Source organism: Micromonospora rhizosphaerae (genome assembly GCF_900091465.1).
GTDB lineage: Bacteria > Actinomycetota > Actinomycetes > Mycobacteriales > Micromonosporaceae > Micromonospora > Micromonospora rhizosphaerae.
This window is the reverse complement of the sequence record NZ_FMHV01000002.1, coordinates 2,307,529-2,324,145: the sequence shown is the minus strand read 5'-3', so window position 1 is coordinate 2,324,145 and position 16,617 is coordinate 2,307,529. Positions and strand designations below refer to the sequence as shown.

General features: G+C 72.6%; 14 protein-coding genes. 7 read left to right on the top strand and 7 right to left on the bottom strand.

Translation table 11 applies throughout. The features are described from left to right. Window positions 1–4: 4 nt before the first annotated feature. The 4 genes from GA0070624_RS11295 to ftsY all read right to left on the bottom strand — a co-directional run bounded on the left by GA0070624_RS11295 (window position 5) and on the right by ftsY (window position 4,050). Window positions 5–343, bottom strand: a complete 339-nt coding sequence (locus GA0070624_RS11295; RefSeq protein ID WP_176732001.1) for a P-II family nitrogen regulator — start codon at window positions 341–343, stop codon at window positions 5–7. A 25-nt stretch (window positions 344–368) separates the two neighbouring features. After that, window positions 369–1,766: an ammonium transporter gene (locus GA0070624_RS11290; protein WP_091339983.1), complete on the bottom strand. Its 1,398-nt coding sequence runs from the start codon at window positions 1,764–1,766 to the stop codon at window positions 369–371. Window positions 1,767–1,986: 220 nt separating this feature from the next. Beyond that, entirely contained in the window at window positions 1,987–2,850 is an 864-nt protein-coding gene (locus GA0070624_RS11285) for a phosphotransferase (RefSeq protein WP_176731666.1), read from the bottom strand. Between the two features lie 6 nt (window positions 2,851–2,856). Continuing rightward, complete coding sequence (gene ftsY, locus GA0070624_RS11280) at window positions 2,857–4,050, bottom strand: signal recognition particle-docking protein FtsY (RefSeq protein WP_091339977.1); 1,194 nt, start codon at window positions 4,048–4,050, stop codon at window positions 2,857–2,859. Window positions 4,051–4,196: 146 nt separating this feature from the next. Between ftsY and GA0070624_RS11275 the strand changes: the two genes are divergently transcribed. From GA0070624_RS11275 to GA0070624_RS11255, 5 genes are all read left to right on the top strand, one after another. After that, the gene (locus GA0070624_RS11275) at window positions 4,197–5,909 is read left to right on the top strand and encodes an alkaline phosphatase D family protein (RefSeq protein WP_091339974.1); all 1,713 of its coding nucleotides are present in this window, start codon (window positions 4,197–4,199) and stop codon (window positions 5,907–5,909) included. 14 nt (window positions 5,910–5,923) lie between these two features. Beyond that, window positions 5,924–6,361, top strand: coding sequence for a MarR family winged helix-turn-helix transcriptional regulator (locus tag GA0070624_RS11270; protein WP_245718746.1), 438 nt, complete (start codon window positions 5,924–5,926; stop codon window positions 6,359–6,361). A 110-nt stretch (window positions 6,362–6,471) separates the two neighbouring features. After that, the gene (locus GA0070624_RS11265) at window positions 6,472–8,091 is read left to right on the top strand and encodes an MDR family MFS transporter (RefSeq protein ID WP_091339971.1); all 1,620 of its coding nucleotides are present in this window, start codon (window positions 6,472–6,474) and stop codon (window positions 8,089–8,091) included. Window positions 8,092–8,104: 13 nt separating this feature from the next. Beyond that, complete coding sequence (locus tag GA0070624_RS11260) at window positions 8,105–8,602, top strand: universal stress protein (RefSeq protein WP_091339967.1); 498 nt, start codon at window positions 8,105–8,107, stop codon at window positions 8,600–8,602. A 264-nt stretch (window positions 8,603–8,866) separates the two neighbouring features. Continuing rightward, a complete protein-coding gene (locus GA0070624_RS11255) occupies window positions 8,867–9,397 on the top strand; it encodes a DinB family protein (protein WP_091339964.1) in 531 nt (176 codons plus the stop codon). 16 nt (window positions 9,398–9,413) lie between these two features. On the opposite strand, the gene GA0070624_RS11250 is transcribed toward GA0070624_RS11255, so the two are convergent. From GA0070624_RS11250 to GA0070624_RS11240, 3 genes are all read right to left on the bottom strand, one after another. Further along, complete coding sequence (locus GA0070624_RS11250; RefSeq protein WP_091339962.1) at window positions 9,414–10,034, bottom strand: HAD family hydrolase; 621 nt, start codon at window positions 10,032–10,034, stop codon at window positions 9,414–9,416. After that, entirely contained in the window at window positions 10,034–13,645 is a 3,612-nt protein-coding gene (gene smc / locus GA0070624_RS11245) for a chromosome segregation protein SMC (protein WP_091339959.1), read from the bottom strand. Before smc ends, GA0070624_RS11250 begins: the two co-directional genes overlap by 1 nt. A gap of 323 nt (window positions 13,646–13,968) precedes the next feature. Next, window positions 13,969–14,163 carry a hypothetical protein gene (locus GA0070624_RS11240; protein ID WP_007456482.1) on the bottom strand — a complete coding sequence of 65 codons (195 nt, stop codon included), beginning with the start codon at window positions 14,161–14,163 and terminating at the stop codon, window positions 13,969–13,971. A gap of 373 nt (window positions 14,164–14,536) precedes the next feature. Between GA0070624_RS11240 and GA0070624_RS11235 the strand changes: the two genes are divergently transcribed. Continuing rightward, window positions 14,537–15,637, top strand: coding sequence for a CAP domain-containing protein (locus GA0070624_RS11235; protein WP_091339955.1), 1,101 nt, complete (start codon window positions 14,537–14,539; stop codon window positions 15,635–15,637). A gap of 83 nt (window positions 15,638–15,720) precedes the next feature. Beyond that, on the top strand, window positions 15,721–16,617 hold the full coding sequence (locus GA0070624_RS11230) for an endo alpha-1,4 polygalactosaminidase (RefSeq protein ID WP_245718745.1): 897 nt from the start codon (window positions 15,721–15,723) through the stop codon (window positions 16,615–16,617).

Here is a 16,617-nt window from a genome sequence, read left to right as displayed (position 1 = left end):
TTCCTCAGAGTGCGTCGAGACCGCGTTCGCCGGTGCGGACCCGGACGACCTCCTCGACACCGGTCACCCAGACCTTGCCGTCGCCGATCTTGCCCGTCCGGGCGGCCGCCACGACGGCGTCGACGATCTTGTCGACGTCCATCTCGTCGGTGAGCACCTCCACCCGGATCTTCGGCAGGAACTCGACCGTGTACTCGGCACCCCGGTAGACCTCGGTGTGCCCCTTCTGCCGGCCGTAGCCCTGGACCTCGCTGACGGTCAGGCCGGCCACGCCGAGGGCGTGCAGGGCCTCCTTCACCGCGTCCAGCTGGTACGGCTTGATGACTGCGGTCACCAGCTTCATGTCCAACCCCTCCATCACAGCAAAGTTAACCGGCGACCTTCTCGCTCACCGGCTCGGCGGGCTCCTCCGCCGGTTCGGCGGGCTCCGGGGCCGGCTTGGCGGCGCCGATCCCGGCCATGGCGAACGCTCCGCCGGCGCTGCCGCCCGTGGTGGGCGAGAGGTCGTACGCGCTCTCCGCGTGCTCGGCGACGTCGATGCCGGCGACCTCGTCGTCGGGGTCGGAGCGCAGGCCGATCAGGGCCCGGACCGCCAGCGCGATCAGCGCGGCCACGCCGAACGAGTAGACCGAGACGATGCCGCTGGCCAGGGCCTGGCGGCCGAGCTGGGTGAGCCCGCCGCCGTAGAAGAGGCCCTCGCTGGCGCCCAGGCCCTCGATGGCGGAGTTGACCTGGAGGGTGGCGAAGAGGCCGATGAACAGCGAGCCGATCCAGCCGGCGACGAAGTGCACGCCGACCACGTCGAGCGAGTCGTCGAAACCGAGCCGGTACTTCAGGCCGACCGCGACCGCGCAGACCGCGCCGGCGAGGAGACCGAGCAGCACCGACGGCAGCGGGGCGATGAAGCCGCAGGCCGGGGTGATGGCGACCAGGCCGGCCACGGCGCCGGAGGAGGCGCCGACCAGGGTCGGCCGGCCGCTGCGCAGCCACTCGACGAGGACCCAGCCGACCAGCCCGGCGGCCGTGGCGACCTGGGTGTTGACGAAGGCCACCGCGGTGGTGGTGTCCACGGTCAGCTCGGAGCCGGCGTTGAAGCCGAACCAGCCGAACCAGAGCAGACCGGCGCCGAGCGCGACCAGCGGGACGTTGTGCGGCTTGAAGCTCTCCTTCGGCCAGCCGATCCGCTTGCCGAGCACCAGCGCCAGGCCGAGCGCGGCCGCGCCGGCGTTGATGTGGACCGCGGTGCCGCCGGCGAAGTCGAGCGCCTTGATCTTGGCACCGATGAAGCCGCCACCCCAGACCCAGTGCGCGACCGGAACGTAGACCAGGGTGAACCAGGCGAAGGCGAAGAGCAGCCAGCCGGAGAACTTCAGCCGGTCGGAGACCGCGCCGCTGATCAGGGCGACCGTGATGATGGCGAACATCATCTGGAACACCATGAACACGTACGTGGGGATGCCGGTCCCCGTGCCGAGGAAGAGCCACTCCTCGCCGATGAACCTGGTCTCGGTGCCGAGGTACTGGGTGAAGCTGCCGATCACGTTGTTGACGCCGGCGCTGTCGTTGGTGCCGAACGCCAGGGTGAAGCCGTAGATGACCCAAAGAACGGAGATGAGCCCGATCGCGGAGAAGCTCATCATCATCATGTTGAGTACGCCCTTGGACCGGTTCAGGCCGCCGTAGAACAGGGCCAGACCCGGCGTCATGAGCAGCACGAGCGCAGACGACAGGAGCAACCAGGCGGTGTTGCCGGTGTTGATCTCCACGCTGCCTCCTCTCGGTGTGGAAGTCCTCCCTCCGACTGAGACCTGGCAGCATCGCCCGTCAGCCGGTTGCGCGGAAGCTTTCTCGCCGGCTGTTTCACCCACCGTCCCGGACCGGTTTCCGGCCGGTGACGGCTTGTTTCATACGTGTGAAGAAACCCGCACAGTCGCCGGCATGGACCGCGGTGGATCCGCCTTACGGCAGGCGTCGATGGCCGGCGGACTACCGGAGGGCGTACTCGAGGGCGTGCCGCTCGTAGTCGAGCAGCCGCAGGTCGCGCATCGGGCGACGGAGGTGCCCCTTGTGCACGATCCGGACGAACGCCGGATCGCCGGCCGCGGCCATCCGGCGGATCCCCTCGACGTGGTCCACGATCCGCTTGCGGATGGTCCGGATCAGCCGGTGCCGGTCCCGCGGGATCAGCCCGTACGCGTCGGCGAAGAGCCGCAGCCGGCGCGTCCGGTCCGGATGCTTCCAGCCGAGGGTGATCGAGTCGCGGTCGGAGAAGATCGGCACCCAGGTCCAGGCCGCGTACGCCACGTCGTAGATCCGCGCGCCGGGCGAGGCGAGGTCGAAGTCGATCAGGCTGAGGGTGCCGTCCGGCCGCCAGATCACGTTGTGCGGGGCGGCGTCGTGGTGGCAGATCACCTCGGTGTCCGGCGGGGGCGGGCCGAACGAGCGCCAGACCGCCCCCGGCGGCGGGGCGAAGCCGTACTGGGCGTCGTGGAACATCCGCAGCATGGTCGCCACCGTCACCAGCGCCTCGTCGGTGACCCAGTGCGGGGCGAGCGGGTACTCCCCGCACTCCCCCTCCAGGTACGACAGGACCTCCCGGTTGCGCTCGTCCATGCCGAGGGCGCGCGGGGCGCCGGTGAACCCGACGTACTCCAGGTGCCGCAGCAGGGCGTGCACGGAGGGGGTCCACGGCCCGGCGTTGCGCCGGACCGTGTCGCCCACCCGGACCACGGTGCTCACGTTCCCACCGTGCAGCGGGATCTCCTGCGAAGTCACGTACGGTCTCCCGAGGCGCGGCGACGGGTGGCTGGGGCCACGCCACCCCGCGTAGGCGCGATCGTCAGTCGTCACTCGAGGTTACGCGCCCCGGGCGAGCGGCTCGGTGCCGAGCAGCGCGTCGACGAACTGCGCCGGGTCGAACGGGGCCAGGTCGTCCGGGCCCTCGCCGAGGCCGACCAGCTTGACCGGGATGCCGAGCTTGCGCTGCACGGCGATCACGATGCCACCCTTGGCGGTCCCGTCGAGCTTGGTGAGCACCACGCCGGTCACGTTGACCACCTCGGTGAAGACCCGCGCCTGCTCCAGGCCGTTCTGGCCGGTGGTGGCGTCGAGCACCAGCAGGGTCTCGTCGATCGGGCCGTGCTTCTCCACCACCCGCTTGACCTTGCCCAGCTCGTCCATCAGGCCGACCTTGTTCTGCAGGCGGCCGGCGGTGTCGACCAGCACCGTGTCCACGCTGGTGTCGATGCCGCGCTTGACCGCGTCGAAGGCGACGCTGGCCGGGTCGGCGGCCTCGGGCCCGCGGACGGTCTCCGCGCCGACCCGGCCGCCCCAGGTCTCCAGCTGGTCGGCGGCGGCGGCCCGGAACGTGTCGGCGGCACCGAGCAGCACCGTGTGCCCGTCGGCGATCAGCACCCGGGCGATCTTGCCGCAGGTGGTGGTCTTGCCGGCGCCGTTGACACCGACCACCAGGAGCACCGCCGGCATCCCCACCTTCGGGTCGGCGTTCAGCGACCGGTCCAGCGTCGGGTCGAGTGCGTTGACGAGTTCGGCGGCGAGCAGGGCGCGCAGCTCCCCGACCGACCGGGTGCCGAGCACCCGGGTCCGCTCGCGGAGCCGGTCGACGATCTCGCGGGTGGCGTCGATGCCGACGTCGGCGGTGATCAGGCTGTCCTCGATCTCCTCCCAGGTGTCCTCGTCGAGGTGGTCGCGGCTGAGCAGGCCGAGCAGGCCCTTGCCGAAGACGTTCTGCGAGCGGGACAGCCGGGAGCGCAGCCGGACCAGCCGGCCGGCGGTGGGCTCGGGGACCTCGATGGGGGGCGCGGGCGGGGCCTCGATCACCGGTGGCGGCTCGACCAGGATCCCGGTGGAGACCTCGGATGGCGGCGCCTCGACGGGCGGGGCCTTCAGTTCCTCCTCAGGCCGGGCTTCGACCTCGGTCTTCGGCGTTGGCGGCTCGGGGCGCCGGCGCAGCCGGGGCACCACGAGGCTGAGGCCGCCGAGGATCAGCACGCCAAGCAGGGCGAGTACGACGAGGAGGTATTCCTTCATGCCGAAATCCTGTCAGATGCCGGCGGCGGCGTCCCAATCAGCGCCTCCGCACGTCGGCGAGCTGCGGGTAGGCTCGCCGCAGCCAGGCGTGCCGAATCCGCCGTCCGGGTAGAAAAGGTGAGCCGCTGCTCTTCTCGGAGGTACCCGTGCCCAGTTCCCGCCTGCTCATCGGCCCGTTGCTGCGCCGGGTCGTCGGCACGCGGGCGACCGTCTGGGTGGAGACGAGCGGGCCCGCCGTGGTCACCGTCCGCACGGCCGACGGCGCCTCCGGGGTCGCGCCGACCTTCACCGCGTACGACCACCACTACGCGATCGTGGTGGTGGAGGGGCTCACCCCGGACAGCGCCACCACGTACGAGGTGCTGATCGACGACGAGGTGGCCTGGCCGATGCCGGAGAGCGGCTTCCCGGCCAGCGTGATCCGCACCCGGGCCGCCGACGACCGGGACCAGCCGGTGACCCTGATCTTCGGCTCGTGCCGGGAGACCACCCAGCACGCCACCGCCCGGAAGCTGCCGCCGGACGCGCTCGACGCGTACGCCCGGCGGCTGATGGCCGACCCGGACCCAGCCGCCCCGCCGGACCTGCTGGTGCTCCTCGGCGACCAGGTGTACGCCGACATCACCTCGCCCACGGTGCGCAAGCTGCTCAAGCGGCGCCGGCGCCGGCCGAAGGGCGCCCCGACGACCCAGGTGGTCAGCTTCGACGAGTACACCAAGCTCTACCTGGAGTCCTGGCGCGACCCGGAGATCCGCTGGCTGCTCTCCACCGTGCCGAGCGTGATGATCTTCGACGACCACGAGGTCATCGACGACTGGAACACCTCCGCGGCCTGGCGGGCGGACATGCGCGAGCAGCCGTGGTGGGCGGAGCGGATCCGCAGCGGCCTCGCCTCGTACTGGGTCTACCAGCACCTGGGCAACCTCTCCCCGGACGAGATCGCCGCCGACCCGGTCTACGCCAAGGTGGCCGCCGCCGAGGACGCCACCGGGGTGCTGCGGGAGTTCGGCGAGCGGGTCGACAAGGAGGCCGACCTCGCACACGACACCGAGCGCTGGCGGGCGGTGCAGTACCAGTGGAGCTACGCCCTCGACCTGGGCCGGACCCGCCTCGTCATGCTGGACAACCGGTCCAGCCGGGTGCTCGAGGCGGGCAACCGGGCGATGCTGCCGCCCGGTGAGTGGTCCTGGTTCGTCGACCGCGCGCACGGCGTCTACGACCATCTGGTGGTCGGTAGCTCGCTGCCCTGGCTGCTGCCGCCGGGCATCCACCACGTGGAAGCCTGGAACGAGCGGCTCGTCGACTCCCGCCGGCCCTGGCTGGGGAAGGTCTCCGAGCGGATCCGGCGGGCGTGCGACCTGGAGCACTGGGCGTCGTTCGGTCGCTCCTTCGAGGCGCTCGGCGAGCTCTTCGCCCGGATCGGCAGCGGCACGCCGGGCCGCTCCGGGGACCGGGTCGGCGCCGGGCCGGCGTACGCGCCACCGGCGTCGATCAGCGTGCTCTCCGGTGACGTGCACCACTCGTACGTGGCCCGGGCCCGGTTCGCGGACTCGACCGTCCGCACGCCGGTGCACCAGCTGACCTGCTCCCCGATCCACAACCAGGTGCCGGCCGGGATGCGCCCGCTGATGAAGCTGGGCTGGTCGCCCGGGCCGGCGGCGGCCACCCGGGCCCTGGCCCGCTCGGCCGGGGTACGCGGGCCGGCGGTGCGCTGGCGGAAGCTGGCCGGGCCGTACTTCGGCAACGCGGTGGCCACGCTGACCCACCGGGGCCGGTCGGCCGACGTGGTGATCGAGGGGACCACCGACGACGGTCATCTCCGTCCGGTGGCGCAGCACCGGCTCACGGACGCCGCCTGAGTACGCTTTCTCCCGTGGATCAGCAGCTGCCGGAGACCGTGCGCGAGGTGGAGCACGAGCTGACCGCGCTGCTGCGGCGCGGTCGGGCGCTCTCCTGGGAGATCGCCCGCGAGGTGCACCCCAACCTGGAGCCGAACACGTACGGGCTGCTGCTCTGGCTGCGCCGGTGCGGGTCGGTCCGGCTCACCGAGTTGGCCGCCCGGCTGGGCATCGGCAAGGGCACGCTCAGCCGGCAGATCCACGGGCTGGAGACGCTCGGGCTGGTCCGCCGCGACCCGGACCCGACCGACCGGCGGGCGGCCCAGCTCAGCCTCACCGAGGAGGGCATCCGCCGCTTCGACGCGGCGCGCGCCGCCCGGCTCGGCCCGATCCTCCGCACACTGGAGAGCTGGCCGAAGCAGGACGTGGCGGACTTCGCCCGTCTGCTGCACCGGTTCAACGAGACCTTCTGAGCCACCCGGGACGGAATAGATCTCCGCCACGCGATGTTGTTGCTTTAGGCAACAAAGCCCTACGGTTGCCTGCGGCAACCCATCTTTCTTCTCCCCGGAGGCACCCCACGATGACCCAGGCGACAGCGCCCAGTCGGGCGACCGGCGTCGACATGAGCCACCGGCAGATCCTGGAGGCGCTCTCCGGCCTGCTGCTGGGCATGTTCGTCGCGATCCTCTCCGGCACGGTCGTCTCGAACGCGCTGCCCCGGATCATCACCGAGCTGCACGGCGGCCAGTCCGCGTACACCTGGGTGGTCACCTCGTCGCTGCTGGCGACCACCGCGACCACCCCGGTCTGGGGCAAGCTCGCCGACCTGACCAGCAAGAAGATCCTGGTCCAGCTCGCCCTGGCAACCTTCGTGCTGGGCTCGGTGCTGGCCGGGCTCTCCCAGTCCACCGGGCAGCTCATCGCCTGCCGGGTGCTCCAGGGCGTCGGCGCCGGCGGTCTCACCGCCCTCGCCCAGGTGATCATGGCGACGATGATCGCTCCGCGGGAGCGGGGCCGCTACAGCGGCTACCTCGGGGCGGTGATGGCGGTCGGCACCATCGGCGGCCCGCTGATCGGCGGCGTCATCGTCGACACCGACTGGCTCGGCTGGCGCTGGTGCTTCTACGTCGGGGTGCCGTTCGCGATCCTCGCCCTGATCGTGCTCCAGAAGACCCTGCACCTGCCCGTGGTCAAGCGCGCGGTGAAGATCGACTGGTGGGGCGCCACCCTGATCACCGCGGCCGTCTCGGTGCTGCTGATCTGGGTCTCCCTCGCCGGCGACAAGTACGACTGGATGTCCTGGCAGAGCGCGGTCATGGTGGCCGGCGCGCTGCTGCTCGGCGCCCTCGCGGTCCGCGTCGAGACCCGGGCCGGCGAGCCGGTCATCCCACCGCGGCTGTTCCGTAACCGCACCATCACCCTTGCCGTGCTGGCCAGCATCGCGGTCGGCGTGGGCATGTTCGGCGCCTCGGTCTTTCTCGGCCAGTACTTCCAGATCAGCCGCGGTGTGAGCCCGACCATGTCCGGCCTGATGACCCTGCCGATGATCCTCGGCCTCCTGGTCTCCTCCACGGTCGTCGGCCGGATCATCACCAACACCGGCCGCTGGAAGCGCTACCTGGTCGCCGGCTCGGCCCTGCTCACCGTCGGCTTCGCGCTGATGGGCACGCTCCGCGCGGACACCCCGTACTGGCGGCTCAGCATCTTCATGGCGCTGATCGGCATCGGCGTGGGCATGACCATGCAGAACCTGGTGCTGGCCGTGCAGAACACCGTCGGCGCGCACGAGCTCGGCGCGGCCAGCTCGGTGGTCGCCTTCTTCCGCAGCCTCGGCGGCGCGATCGGCGTGAGCGCGCTCGGCGCGGTGCTCGGCCACAAGGTCAAGGACTACATCGCCGACGGGCTGGCCGGCCTGGGCATCAAGGCGTCCAGCTCGGGTAGCGGCGGGACCCTGCCGGACGTGCACACCCTGCCCGCCCCGATCCGGGCGGTGGTGGAGTCCGCGTACGGCCACGGCGCCGGCGACATCTTCCTGGCCGCCGCCCCGTTCGGGCTGATCGCGCTGATCGCGGTCTGCTTCATCAAGGAGGTGCCGCTGCGGCGGCACACCGGCGACCAGCTCGCCGCCGAGGTCGAACGGGAGTCAACGGTGGCCACCGGTGGCGGGACCGCCGTGGTCCGGACCGGTATCCACGACTGAGCGAGGTGATGGCATGAGCGTCGGAACACCACTGGACCGCGAGGACTACGGCCCTCGGGCCCGCCTGCTGCCGTACGAGCGGGGCACCGACGGGCCCCGGGTGGTGCTGGTGGGGGTGGACGGCACCCGTACCTCGCTCCGCGCCGCCGCGTACGCCGCCGGGCTGGCCCGCCGGCAGGGCGCCGGCCTGGTGGTGGTCTTCGTCAGCTCCCCGGCCGCCTACACCGGGATCATGTCGGGTGTGGTGGCCGGGGCCGTCCAGCAGACCCACGACGAGCTCGCCGCCGAGCTGCGGGCTGAGTGCCGTCGGGGAGCCGAGGAGCTGGCGGTGCCGGTGACCTTCCTGTGCCGACGCGGGGACGCCTACACCGAGCTCTGCAAGGCGGCCGACGAGACCCGGGCCGACCTGGTGGTGGTGGGGTCGTCCGAGCAGGCCGGGCACCGGCTGGTCGGCTCGGTCGCCACCCGCCTGGTCCGCACCGGCCGCTGGCCGGTCGTCGTGGTGCCCTGAGCGCGGCCGGCGGCCAGCAGGCTCGTCCTCGACTCTGGCTTGCCTGCCGTTGGCCTCGGACAGCCACATCATTCCGAGCCTTATGACTGTCGGTCATGTTTATGACCGACAGTCATAAGAGTCAGAGACGAACTCATGGCCAGCGGGACAACCGCGTCCGGGAGCTGCGGCGACCCGTGTCCCGGCCCAGTCGGGGCACTGCGCAGCTCAGCGGCTCGCGCTAATCCGGTCGCGACTGTCGAACTCGACGGCCAGGATGGCGGGATGACCTGGAGAGCGCCGGAGATTGTCCGGAAGAACGAGCCCTACGTCGGCGACGAGCGCACCATGCTCGAAGGCTGGCTCGACTACCACCGCGACACCCTGCTACTCAAGTGCGCGGGCCTGACCTCCGAGCAGTTGAGGACGCCGAGCGTCGAGCCGTCCGGGCTCACTCTGCTCGGCCTCGTCCGGCACATGGCCGACGTGGAGCGCTGGTGGTTCCGGATCCGAGCCGCCGGCCAGGATATCGGCGGCATCTACGGCACGGATGAGGACCCGGACGCGGACTTCAACGCCGTCGCCAACGCCGACGCGGAGGGCGACTTCGCCACCTTCGTCGCCGAGGTCGAGGCCGCCCGGAAGGCCGCCGCCGGCCTCTCGCTTGACCAGACGTTCACGCGCCGTCGCCGGGACGGCGGCAGCGACGAGATCAACGTCCGGTGGGTCTACGTGCACATGATCGAGGAGTACGCCCGGCACAACGGCCATGCCGACCTGATCCGCGAGCGCATCGACGGCGTCACCGGCGACTGAGGCCGCGTTGATCCCGTCAGTACGCCAGCGCCGCCCGCAGATAGCGCAGGTCGCTCGGCCCACCCCAGCGGTGCGCGGACAGGCCGGCGGCACGGGCGCCGGAGACCGCCCGGTCCTCGTCGTCGACGAAGAGCACCCGCGAGGGCGAGGTCTCCAGCGCCTCGCAGGCCGCCTGGAAGTACTCGGGGGCCGGCTTGTGCACGCCGACGACCGCGGAGTTGACCACCACGTCGAACTCGTCGGTCAGGCCGAGCGAAGCCAGATCGGCGTCGAGCAGGTCGGTGGCGTTCGTGCCCAGGCCGACCCGCACGCCGGCCGCGCGGACCTGGCGGATGAAGGCCAGCACCTCGACGTCGACCTCGCCCCGGTAGCGCTGCCACTCCTCCACCGCGGCGCGGGCCCGCTCGGGGCTGCCGAGCGACGGGGTCAGGGCATCCGCCACGCTGGTCACCCACTCGGCATGGCTCACCTGGCCGGTCAGCACCGGCTGCAGCCGGCCCCACTGCATGGCGATCTCGCCGAGGACGCCCTCGGAGAGCCCGTACTCGCGCTCGACCCCGGCGGCCACCGCCGGGTCCCACTGGCGCAGCACGCCGTCGAAGTCCATCAGGAGCGCCGTCGCGCGTTCCCGAGCCACTACCCGTTCTCCTCGCCGCGGCCAGGCCGCTCGTCGTCGTCGGCCCGGTCGAGCCGTTGGCTGATCACCTGGGTGACCCCGCTGCGCATGGTCACGCCGTAGAGGGCGTCGGCGATCTCCATCGTCCGCTTCTGGTGCGTGATGACGATCAGCTGACTCTTCTCCCGCAACTGTGCCAGCAGCGTGAGCAGCCGTCCCAGGTTCACGTCGTCGAGGGCCGCCTCCACCTCGTCCATGATGTAGAACGGGCTCGGCCTCGCGCGGAAGATCGCCACCAACATGGCCACCGCGGTCAGCGAACGCTCACCGCCGGAGAGCAGCGACAGCCGCTTGATCTTCTTGCCGGGCGGCCGGGCCTCGACCTCGACGCCGGTGGTGAGCAGGTCCTCCGGGTCGGTGAGCACCAGCCGCCCCTCGCCACCGGGGAAGAGCACGCTGAAGACCTGCTCGAACTCCCGCGCGGTGTCGGCGAACGCGCTGGCGAAGACCTCCAGGATCCGGTCGTCCACGTCCTTGACGACGGTGAGGAGGTCCCGGCGGGTGGCCTTCAGGTCCTCCAGCTGCTCGGAGAGGAACTTGTAGCGCTCCTCCAGCGCGGCGAACTCCTCCAGCGCGAGCGGGTTGACCTTGCCGAGCAGGGCCAGCTCACGCTCCGCCTTGGCGGCGCGCTTCTCCTGCACCGGCCGCTCGTAGCGGACCGGCTCGGGCACCGGCAGGCCGTCCTTCTCGGCGGCCGCGATGTCCACCTGGGTGGGCGGGACGGGCTGGGTCGGGCCGTACTCGGCGATCAGGGTCTCGACGTCGAGGCCGAAGTCCTCGGCGGCCTTCGCCTCCAACTGCTCGATGCGCAGCCGCTGCTCGGCGCGGGCCACCTCGTCCCGGTGCACCTGGCTGGTCAGCCGCTCCAGCTCGGCGCCGAGGCGCTTGGCCGCGCCGCGTACCTCCTGGAGCTCGGCCTCCCGGGCGGCGCGCTCGCGCGCCACGGCGTCGCGCTGCTCCTCGGCCTCGGCGATCGAGGCGGTGAGCCGGGTGAGCGCCTCGCGGGCGCCGCCGACCACGGCCCGGGCGATCGTGGCGCCGCGGGTCCGCGCCGCCCGCCGGGCCGCCGCGCGCTCCCGCGCGGCCCGCTCGGCGGTGGCCTGCCGCGCCAGCGAGTCGGCCCGGCCGGCGATGGAGGCGACCCGCTCCTCGGCGGTACGCACCGCGAGCCGGACCTCCATCTCGTTCTGCCGCGCCTGCGGCACCATCGCGGCGAGCTGATCGCGTTCCTCGGTGGACGGCTCGGCGTCGATCGGGGTGGCCTCGGCCAGCCGCAGCCGCTCCTCCAGCTCGGCCAGGGCGGCCAGGTCCCGCTCCCGCGCCGCCTCGGCGCGGGCCCGGGACTCGCCCAGCCGGTCGGTCTCCGCCTTCGCCGATCGCGCGGCGGCGCCCAGCTCGGCCAGCCGGCGGGCGGCGGCGTTGCGGTGGCTCTCCGCCTCCCGCTTGGCGGCGGCGGCGTGCTGCACCGCCTCCTTGGCCGCGGCGACCTCGGCGCGTGCCTCGACCAGCTGCTCGCGCAGTTCGGCGCTGGTCCGCTCGGCGGCGAGCCGGTTGGCCCGGGCCTCCTCGACGGCCGCCTGCACCTCGATGTAGCTGGGCGCCTTGGCCGATCCACCGGCCGCCGCGTACGCACCGACCACGTCGCCGTCCGGGGTGACCGCCCGCAGCTCCGGGTTGCTGGCGACCAGCTCGGCCGCGGCGGCCAGGTCGTCGACCAGCACCACATCGCGCAGCGCGCGGTGCACGGCCGGGCGGATCTCGGCCGAGCACTCCACCAGGTCGGGCGCCCAGCGGGCGTTCGCCGGCAGCTTGGGGCGCAGCGCGTCGGCGGGACCGTCCATGCCGGGGCCGGCGGGGCTGCCCACCAGCAGTCCGGCTCGCCCGGCGTCGGAGATCTTGAGCAGCCGCATCGCCTCGACGGCCTCGTCCACCCCGCTGACCGCCACGGCGTCGGCGAGCCCGCCGAGCGCGGCGGCGAGCGCCGCCTCGTGGCCCGGGGCGACGGTGAGCAGACCGGCCAGGCTGCCGAGCAGGCCGGGCACCTCGTCGGCCCGGGCGAGCAGCGCGCCGGCGCCGTCCTTGCGCCGCAGGCCGAGGGCGAGCGCCTCCTCGCGGGCCTTCCAGGTGGCGGCGTCCTTCTCGGCGGCCCGCTCGGCGTCGGAGAGCCCCCGGACGGTCGCCTGCGCCCGCTCGTGCACCCCCACCGCCTCGGCGTGCCGGGCATCCAGGTCGGCGTTGTCCCGGTCCGCCTCGGTGGACTGCTCGGCCACCGCGTCCAGATCGGCCTGGGCCTTCTCGGCGCGGGCCATGGCGTCGGCGTGCGCGGCGGCGAGCCGTTCGATCTCCTCGCCGGCGCTGGTGGTCCGGGCCCGCGCCGAGTTGACCTGGCCGGTCAGCCGGGCCAGCCCCTCCCGCCGGTCGGCGATCGCCTTGGCGGCCGCGACCAGCTCACGCTCGGCGGCGGCGAGCTGCCGTTCCAGCTCCTGCCGGTGCTCGACGGCCTCGGCCAGCCGGATCTGGTCCTCGGTCAGCGCGGCGCGCAGCTCCTCCTCCTGCTCGCGGACCCGCTGCGACTCGGCCTCCAACTGGTCGGGGTCGCGACCGGGGCGCTCGTTGTCCGGGGTGGCGCTGAGGTGGCGCAGCCGCTCGCGGGCAAGCTGCTCGATGGAGCGGAACCGCTCCTGGAGGGCGGAGAGCTTGTACCAGGTGTCCTGGGCGGCCGCGAGCAGCGGCGCGTCCTCCGCGAGGGCGGCCTCCAGCTCGCCGAGCCGGGCCTGCACCTCGGTGTGCTCCGCCTCGACCTGCTCACGCCGCTCGCGCAGGGCGGTCTCGTCGGCGATCTCCTTGTCGAGTGTGGTGCGCAGGGTGGACAGGTCGTCGGCGAGCAGCCGCAGCCGGGCGTCGCGCAGGTTGGCCTGGATCGCGGCCGCCCGGCGGGCCACCTCCGCCTGCCGGCCCAGCGGCTTGAGCTGGCGGCGCAGCTCGGCGGTGAGGTCGGTGAGCCGGTTGAGGTTGGTCTGCATCGCGTCGAGCTTCCGCAGCGCCTTCTCCTTGCGCTTGCGGTGCTTGAGGACGCCGGCCGCCTCCTCGATGAACGCCCGCCGGTCCTCCGGCTTCGCGTGCAGCATGCCGTCGAGCCGCCCCTGGCCGACGATGATGTGCATCTCCCGGCCGATGCCGGAGTCCGAGAGCAGCTCCTGGATGTCGAGCAGGCGGCAGGAGTCGCCGTTGATCTCGTACTCGCTCTCGCCGGAGCGGAACATCCGGCGGGTGATGGAGACCTCGGTGTACTCGATCGGCAGCGCGCCGTCGGTGTTGTCGATGGTGAGGGTGACCTCGGCCCGGCCCAGGGGCGCCCGTCCGGCGGTGCCGGCGAAGATGACGTCCTCCATCTTGCCGCCGCGCAGCGCCTTGGCGCCCTGCTCGCCGAGCACCCAGGCGATGGCGTCGACGACGTTGGACTTGCCGGAGCCGTTCGGGCCGACCACGCAGGTGATCCCCGGCTCCAGCTTCAGCGTGGTCGCGGAGGCGAAGGACTTGAAACCCTTCACCGTCAGGCTCTTGAGATGCACCTTCTCGATCCTCGTCCGGTGGCCGCCGTACCGTCGCCGGCTGCGCGGACCTGGTGAACCCGCAGACTAACCCGGGGGCCGAGGGACCGCGGCACGCGACCCACCCCGCGCGGGGGTCGAGTCTTGATCGAGGGGGAGTCGTCGCGGTGCGGGGAACTACAAGATCCCTATTCGCCTTCCCCCGCCCGCCGGTCACGCATCTCGCGTCGATTCACGGGATCTGAGAAGCGATCCGGAAATGGGTGTGGACAAAGCTGCGCGCCGGCACTTCGGTGTCGGCGCGCGTTTTTTGTGGTGCGATTCAGTTTTCGGACAACCGGGGATCAGGTCAGCGCCGGCTCGGCCAGCCGGAGGAGGTCGTCGGCCTCCGCCGCAGCCGCCGCAAGCCGATCATTGTCGGCGCGCAGACGCGTGATCTCGAACTCCAGTGCCTGAACCCTGGCACGCAATCGGGTGACCTCGTCGAGCAGACGCCGGTCGGGCGCTGCACCTACGTGGCCGTAGAGGGCCTTCGCCATGCTGACTCCTTGATATGCGCTGCCGGAAGGCCGGCCAACGCGCGCCCTTGGTGTTCGCGGCTGCCATCCCGGGTAATTCGGGCATGGCCGGGCGCGACTGGCGACACCTATATATTGAGCCGATAACCCCTCCTTCGTCAAGTTCCCACAGGCCGTAGATCATCTTTTCGTCGACCTGTCCACTTGTCGGGGGGCTGCCGTGAGGCGCGGACACGCTCTGTCCGGACGTCTTAACTCTACGCCTTGGCTTGCGCGAACGCCTCACCCCGGGTGTCCGCTTCGCCTTAACTCTTTCTTAGCCACGTTGCCGCAGCTAGCGGCGCACACGTAGCGTCACCCGCGCCCGCAACCGACCCCGTGGAGGCGACAGCGCGTGTACGGCTGGACCGATCCGATCGACCCGGACGGCGCTCCCAAGCGCCCCGAGCCGCCGACCGATCAACCGCCGGCGTGGCTCACCGATCGACCGGAGCCGCGGTCGTCGTACCTCTTCGGGGAGGAGCCGGAGGAACCGGTCGACACCTGGCGGGAGCAGCCGACCGAGCGGTGGCACCCCGAGCGCACCGGAGAACTCCCCTTCCCGGTGACGCCCACCGAGCGGCCGGACGTGCAGCCGGGCGAGCGGCCTGATCTCGAGATGACCGCCCGGCAGCCCGCCGATCTGACCGCGTTCCGGGCCGCCGGTGCCGCCACCCCCGCCCGCACGGGCGAGGGACGGCACCGGCGGCAGCCCGGCCGCCGGTTCCCCCGTCCTCTCCTGATCGGTGGGGCCGCCGCCGTGGCGACGCTGGTGGTGAGCCTGGGAGTGGGTGCGCTGATGCTGCCGGGCAGCGACCAGCGGACCGATCCGACCGCGGTCGACGACGGGGTGGCCGCCGCCCCGGCCCTGCCGAGCACCGGCGCCGCCCCGGGCGACGCGGTCGCCCCGGCCTCGCCGACGGCGTCGCCCAGCACCGCCCGGCCCACCCCGTCGGCCAGCCGGACCGGCACGCCGACCCCCGCGCCCAGCCGGACCACCGCACCGTCGCGCCAGCTCCAGCGCATCCCGTCGCCGAGCAGCACCACCGCGCGGACCACCTCGACCGGCCGGATCAGCGCCGAGCTCCAGGCGGTGGTCGACCTGGTCAACGCCGAGCGGACCAAGGCCGGCTGCAAGGCGCTGACCATCGACGACAAGCTGATGCTGGCGGCCCAGCGGCACAGCCAGGACCAGGCCGACCACCAGACCATGACGCACGACGGCAGCGACGGCAGCGACGTCGGCGACCGGCTCGACCGGGTCGGTTACGACTGGCGGTCGTACGGCGAGAACGTCGCCTGGAACCAGCAGACGCCGGCCGCGGTGATGGATGCCTGGATGAACAGCCCGGGGCACCGCGCCAACATCCTGAACTGCTCCTTCACCGAGATCGGGGTCGGCGTCGCGCGGAGCAACGGGCCGTACTGGACGCAGGACTTCGCCACCCCGCGCTGAGCGCGAGTCGTCGACGGGTCCGCGCTCGTTTGACCGGGTGAGGTGCGCCGGGGCTGTCCGGGCGTACCGGCACAGGCGGCAGGATGCCGCCGGCGACCCGGGAGCTGCCGATGCGGATCCGGCCGGCCTGGCCCGTGCCGCGGGTCCGGCCAGCGCGCGCCGCCCGGTGCGGGCTGCACCGGGCGCTGCCGGCGGTCGTCGGGCTGCTGCTGCTCGCCCCGGTGTCCGGCTGCCGGACGGAACTCGTCCCGCCCGGGGCGCCCACCCCGTGGCCGGTGGAATCGGGCCGGCGATGGCAGTGGCAGTGGCAGCTCAGCGGCCCGCTCGACGTGACCGTCGACGCGGACGTCTTCCTGCTCGACCCGGCCCGTACCACCTCCACCGAGACCGCCGCGCTGCGCGCCCGGGACCGACGGCTGATCTGCCAGGTCAACGTCGGGTCGTACGCGGGTACCGACCCGGACGCGACCCGCTTCCCGGTGGCGGTCCGCGGCGCGGCGGTGGCGGGACGGCCGGGCAGTCGCTGGCTCGACGTACGGCAGTGGGACGCGCTGAAGCCGGTGCTGGCCGACCGGTTCCGGCTCTGCCGCGGGAAGGGCTTCGGCGCGGTCGCGCTCGCCGACGCCGACGGCTACCTGCACCGGTCCGGCTTCCCGCTCGGCTTCGACGACCAGCTGCTGTTCAACCGGCGGCTGGCCGCGCTGGCCCGCTCGCTCGACCTCTCCCCCGGCCTGGTCAACGACCTGCCGCAGGTCGCCGCCCTGGCGCCCGACTTCGACTTCGCGGTCAACGAGGAGTGCGTCCGGCGGCGCGAGTGCGCCAAGCTGCTCCCCTTCGCCGACGCCCACAAGCCGGTCTTCCATGTGGAGTACGCCGGCAGCCCGACGCAGTTCTGCGTGACCACCGTCGGGTACGGGTTCGCCTCCATCCGCAAGGACCGCGACCTGGACGCCTGGCGGGAGCCCTGCCCGCTGCCCTGA

What these genes read in the sequence shown, in the direction of transcription:
- GA0070624_RS11255 (WP_091339964.1), top strand. Translation starts at nt 8,867, where the DNA reads ATGACCTGGAGAGCGCCGGAGATTGTCCGGAAGAACGAGCCCTACGTC.
- GA0070624_RS11240 (WP_007456482.1), bottom strand. Translation starts at nt 14,163, where the DNA reads ATGGCGAAGGCCCTCTACGGCCACGTAGGTGCAGCGCCCGACCGGCGT.
- GA0070624_RS11260 (WP_091339967.1), top strand. Translation starts at nt 8,105, where the DNA reads ATGAGCGTCGGAACACCACTGGACCGCGAGGACTACGGCCCTCGGGCC.
- GA0070624_RS11230 (WP_245718745.1), top strand. Translation starts at nt 15,721, where the DNA reads ATGCCGCCGGCGACCCGGGAGCTGCCGATGCGGATCCGGCCGGCCTGG.
- GA0070624_RS11265 (WP_091339971.1), top strand. Translation starts at nt 6,472, where the DNA reads ATGACCCAGGCGACAGCGCCCAGTCGGGCGACCGGCGTCGACATGAGC.
- GA0070624_RS11295 (WP_176732001.1), bottom strand. Translation starts at nt 343, where the DNA reads ATGAAGCTGGTGACCGCAGTCATCAAGCCGTACCAGCTGGACGCGGTG.
- ftsY (WP_091339977.1), bottom strand. Translation starts at nt 4,050, where the DNA reads ATGAAGGAATACCTCCTCGTCGTACTCGCCCTGCTTGGCGTGCTGATC.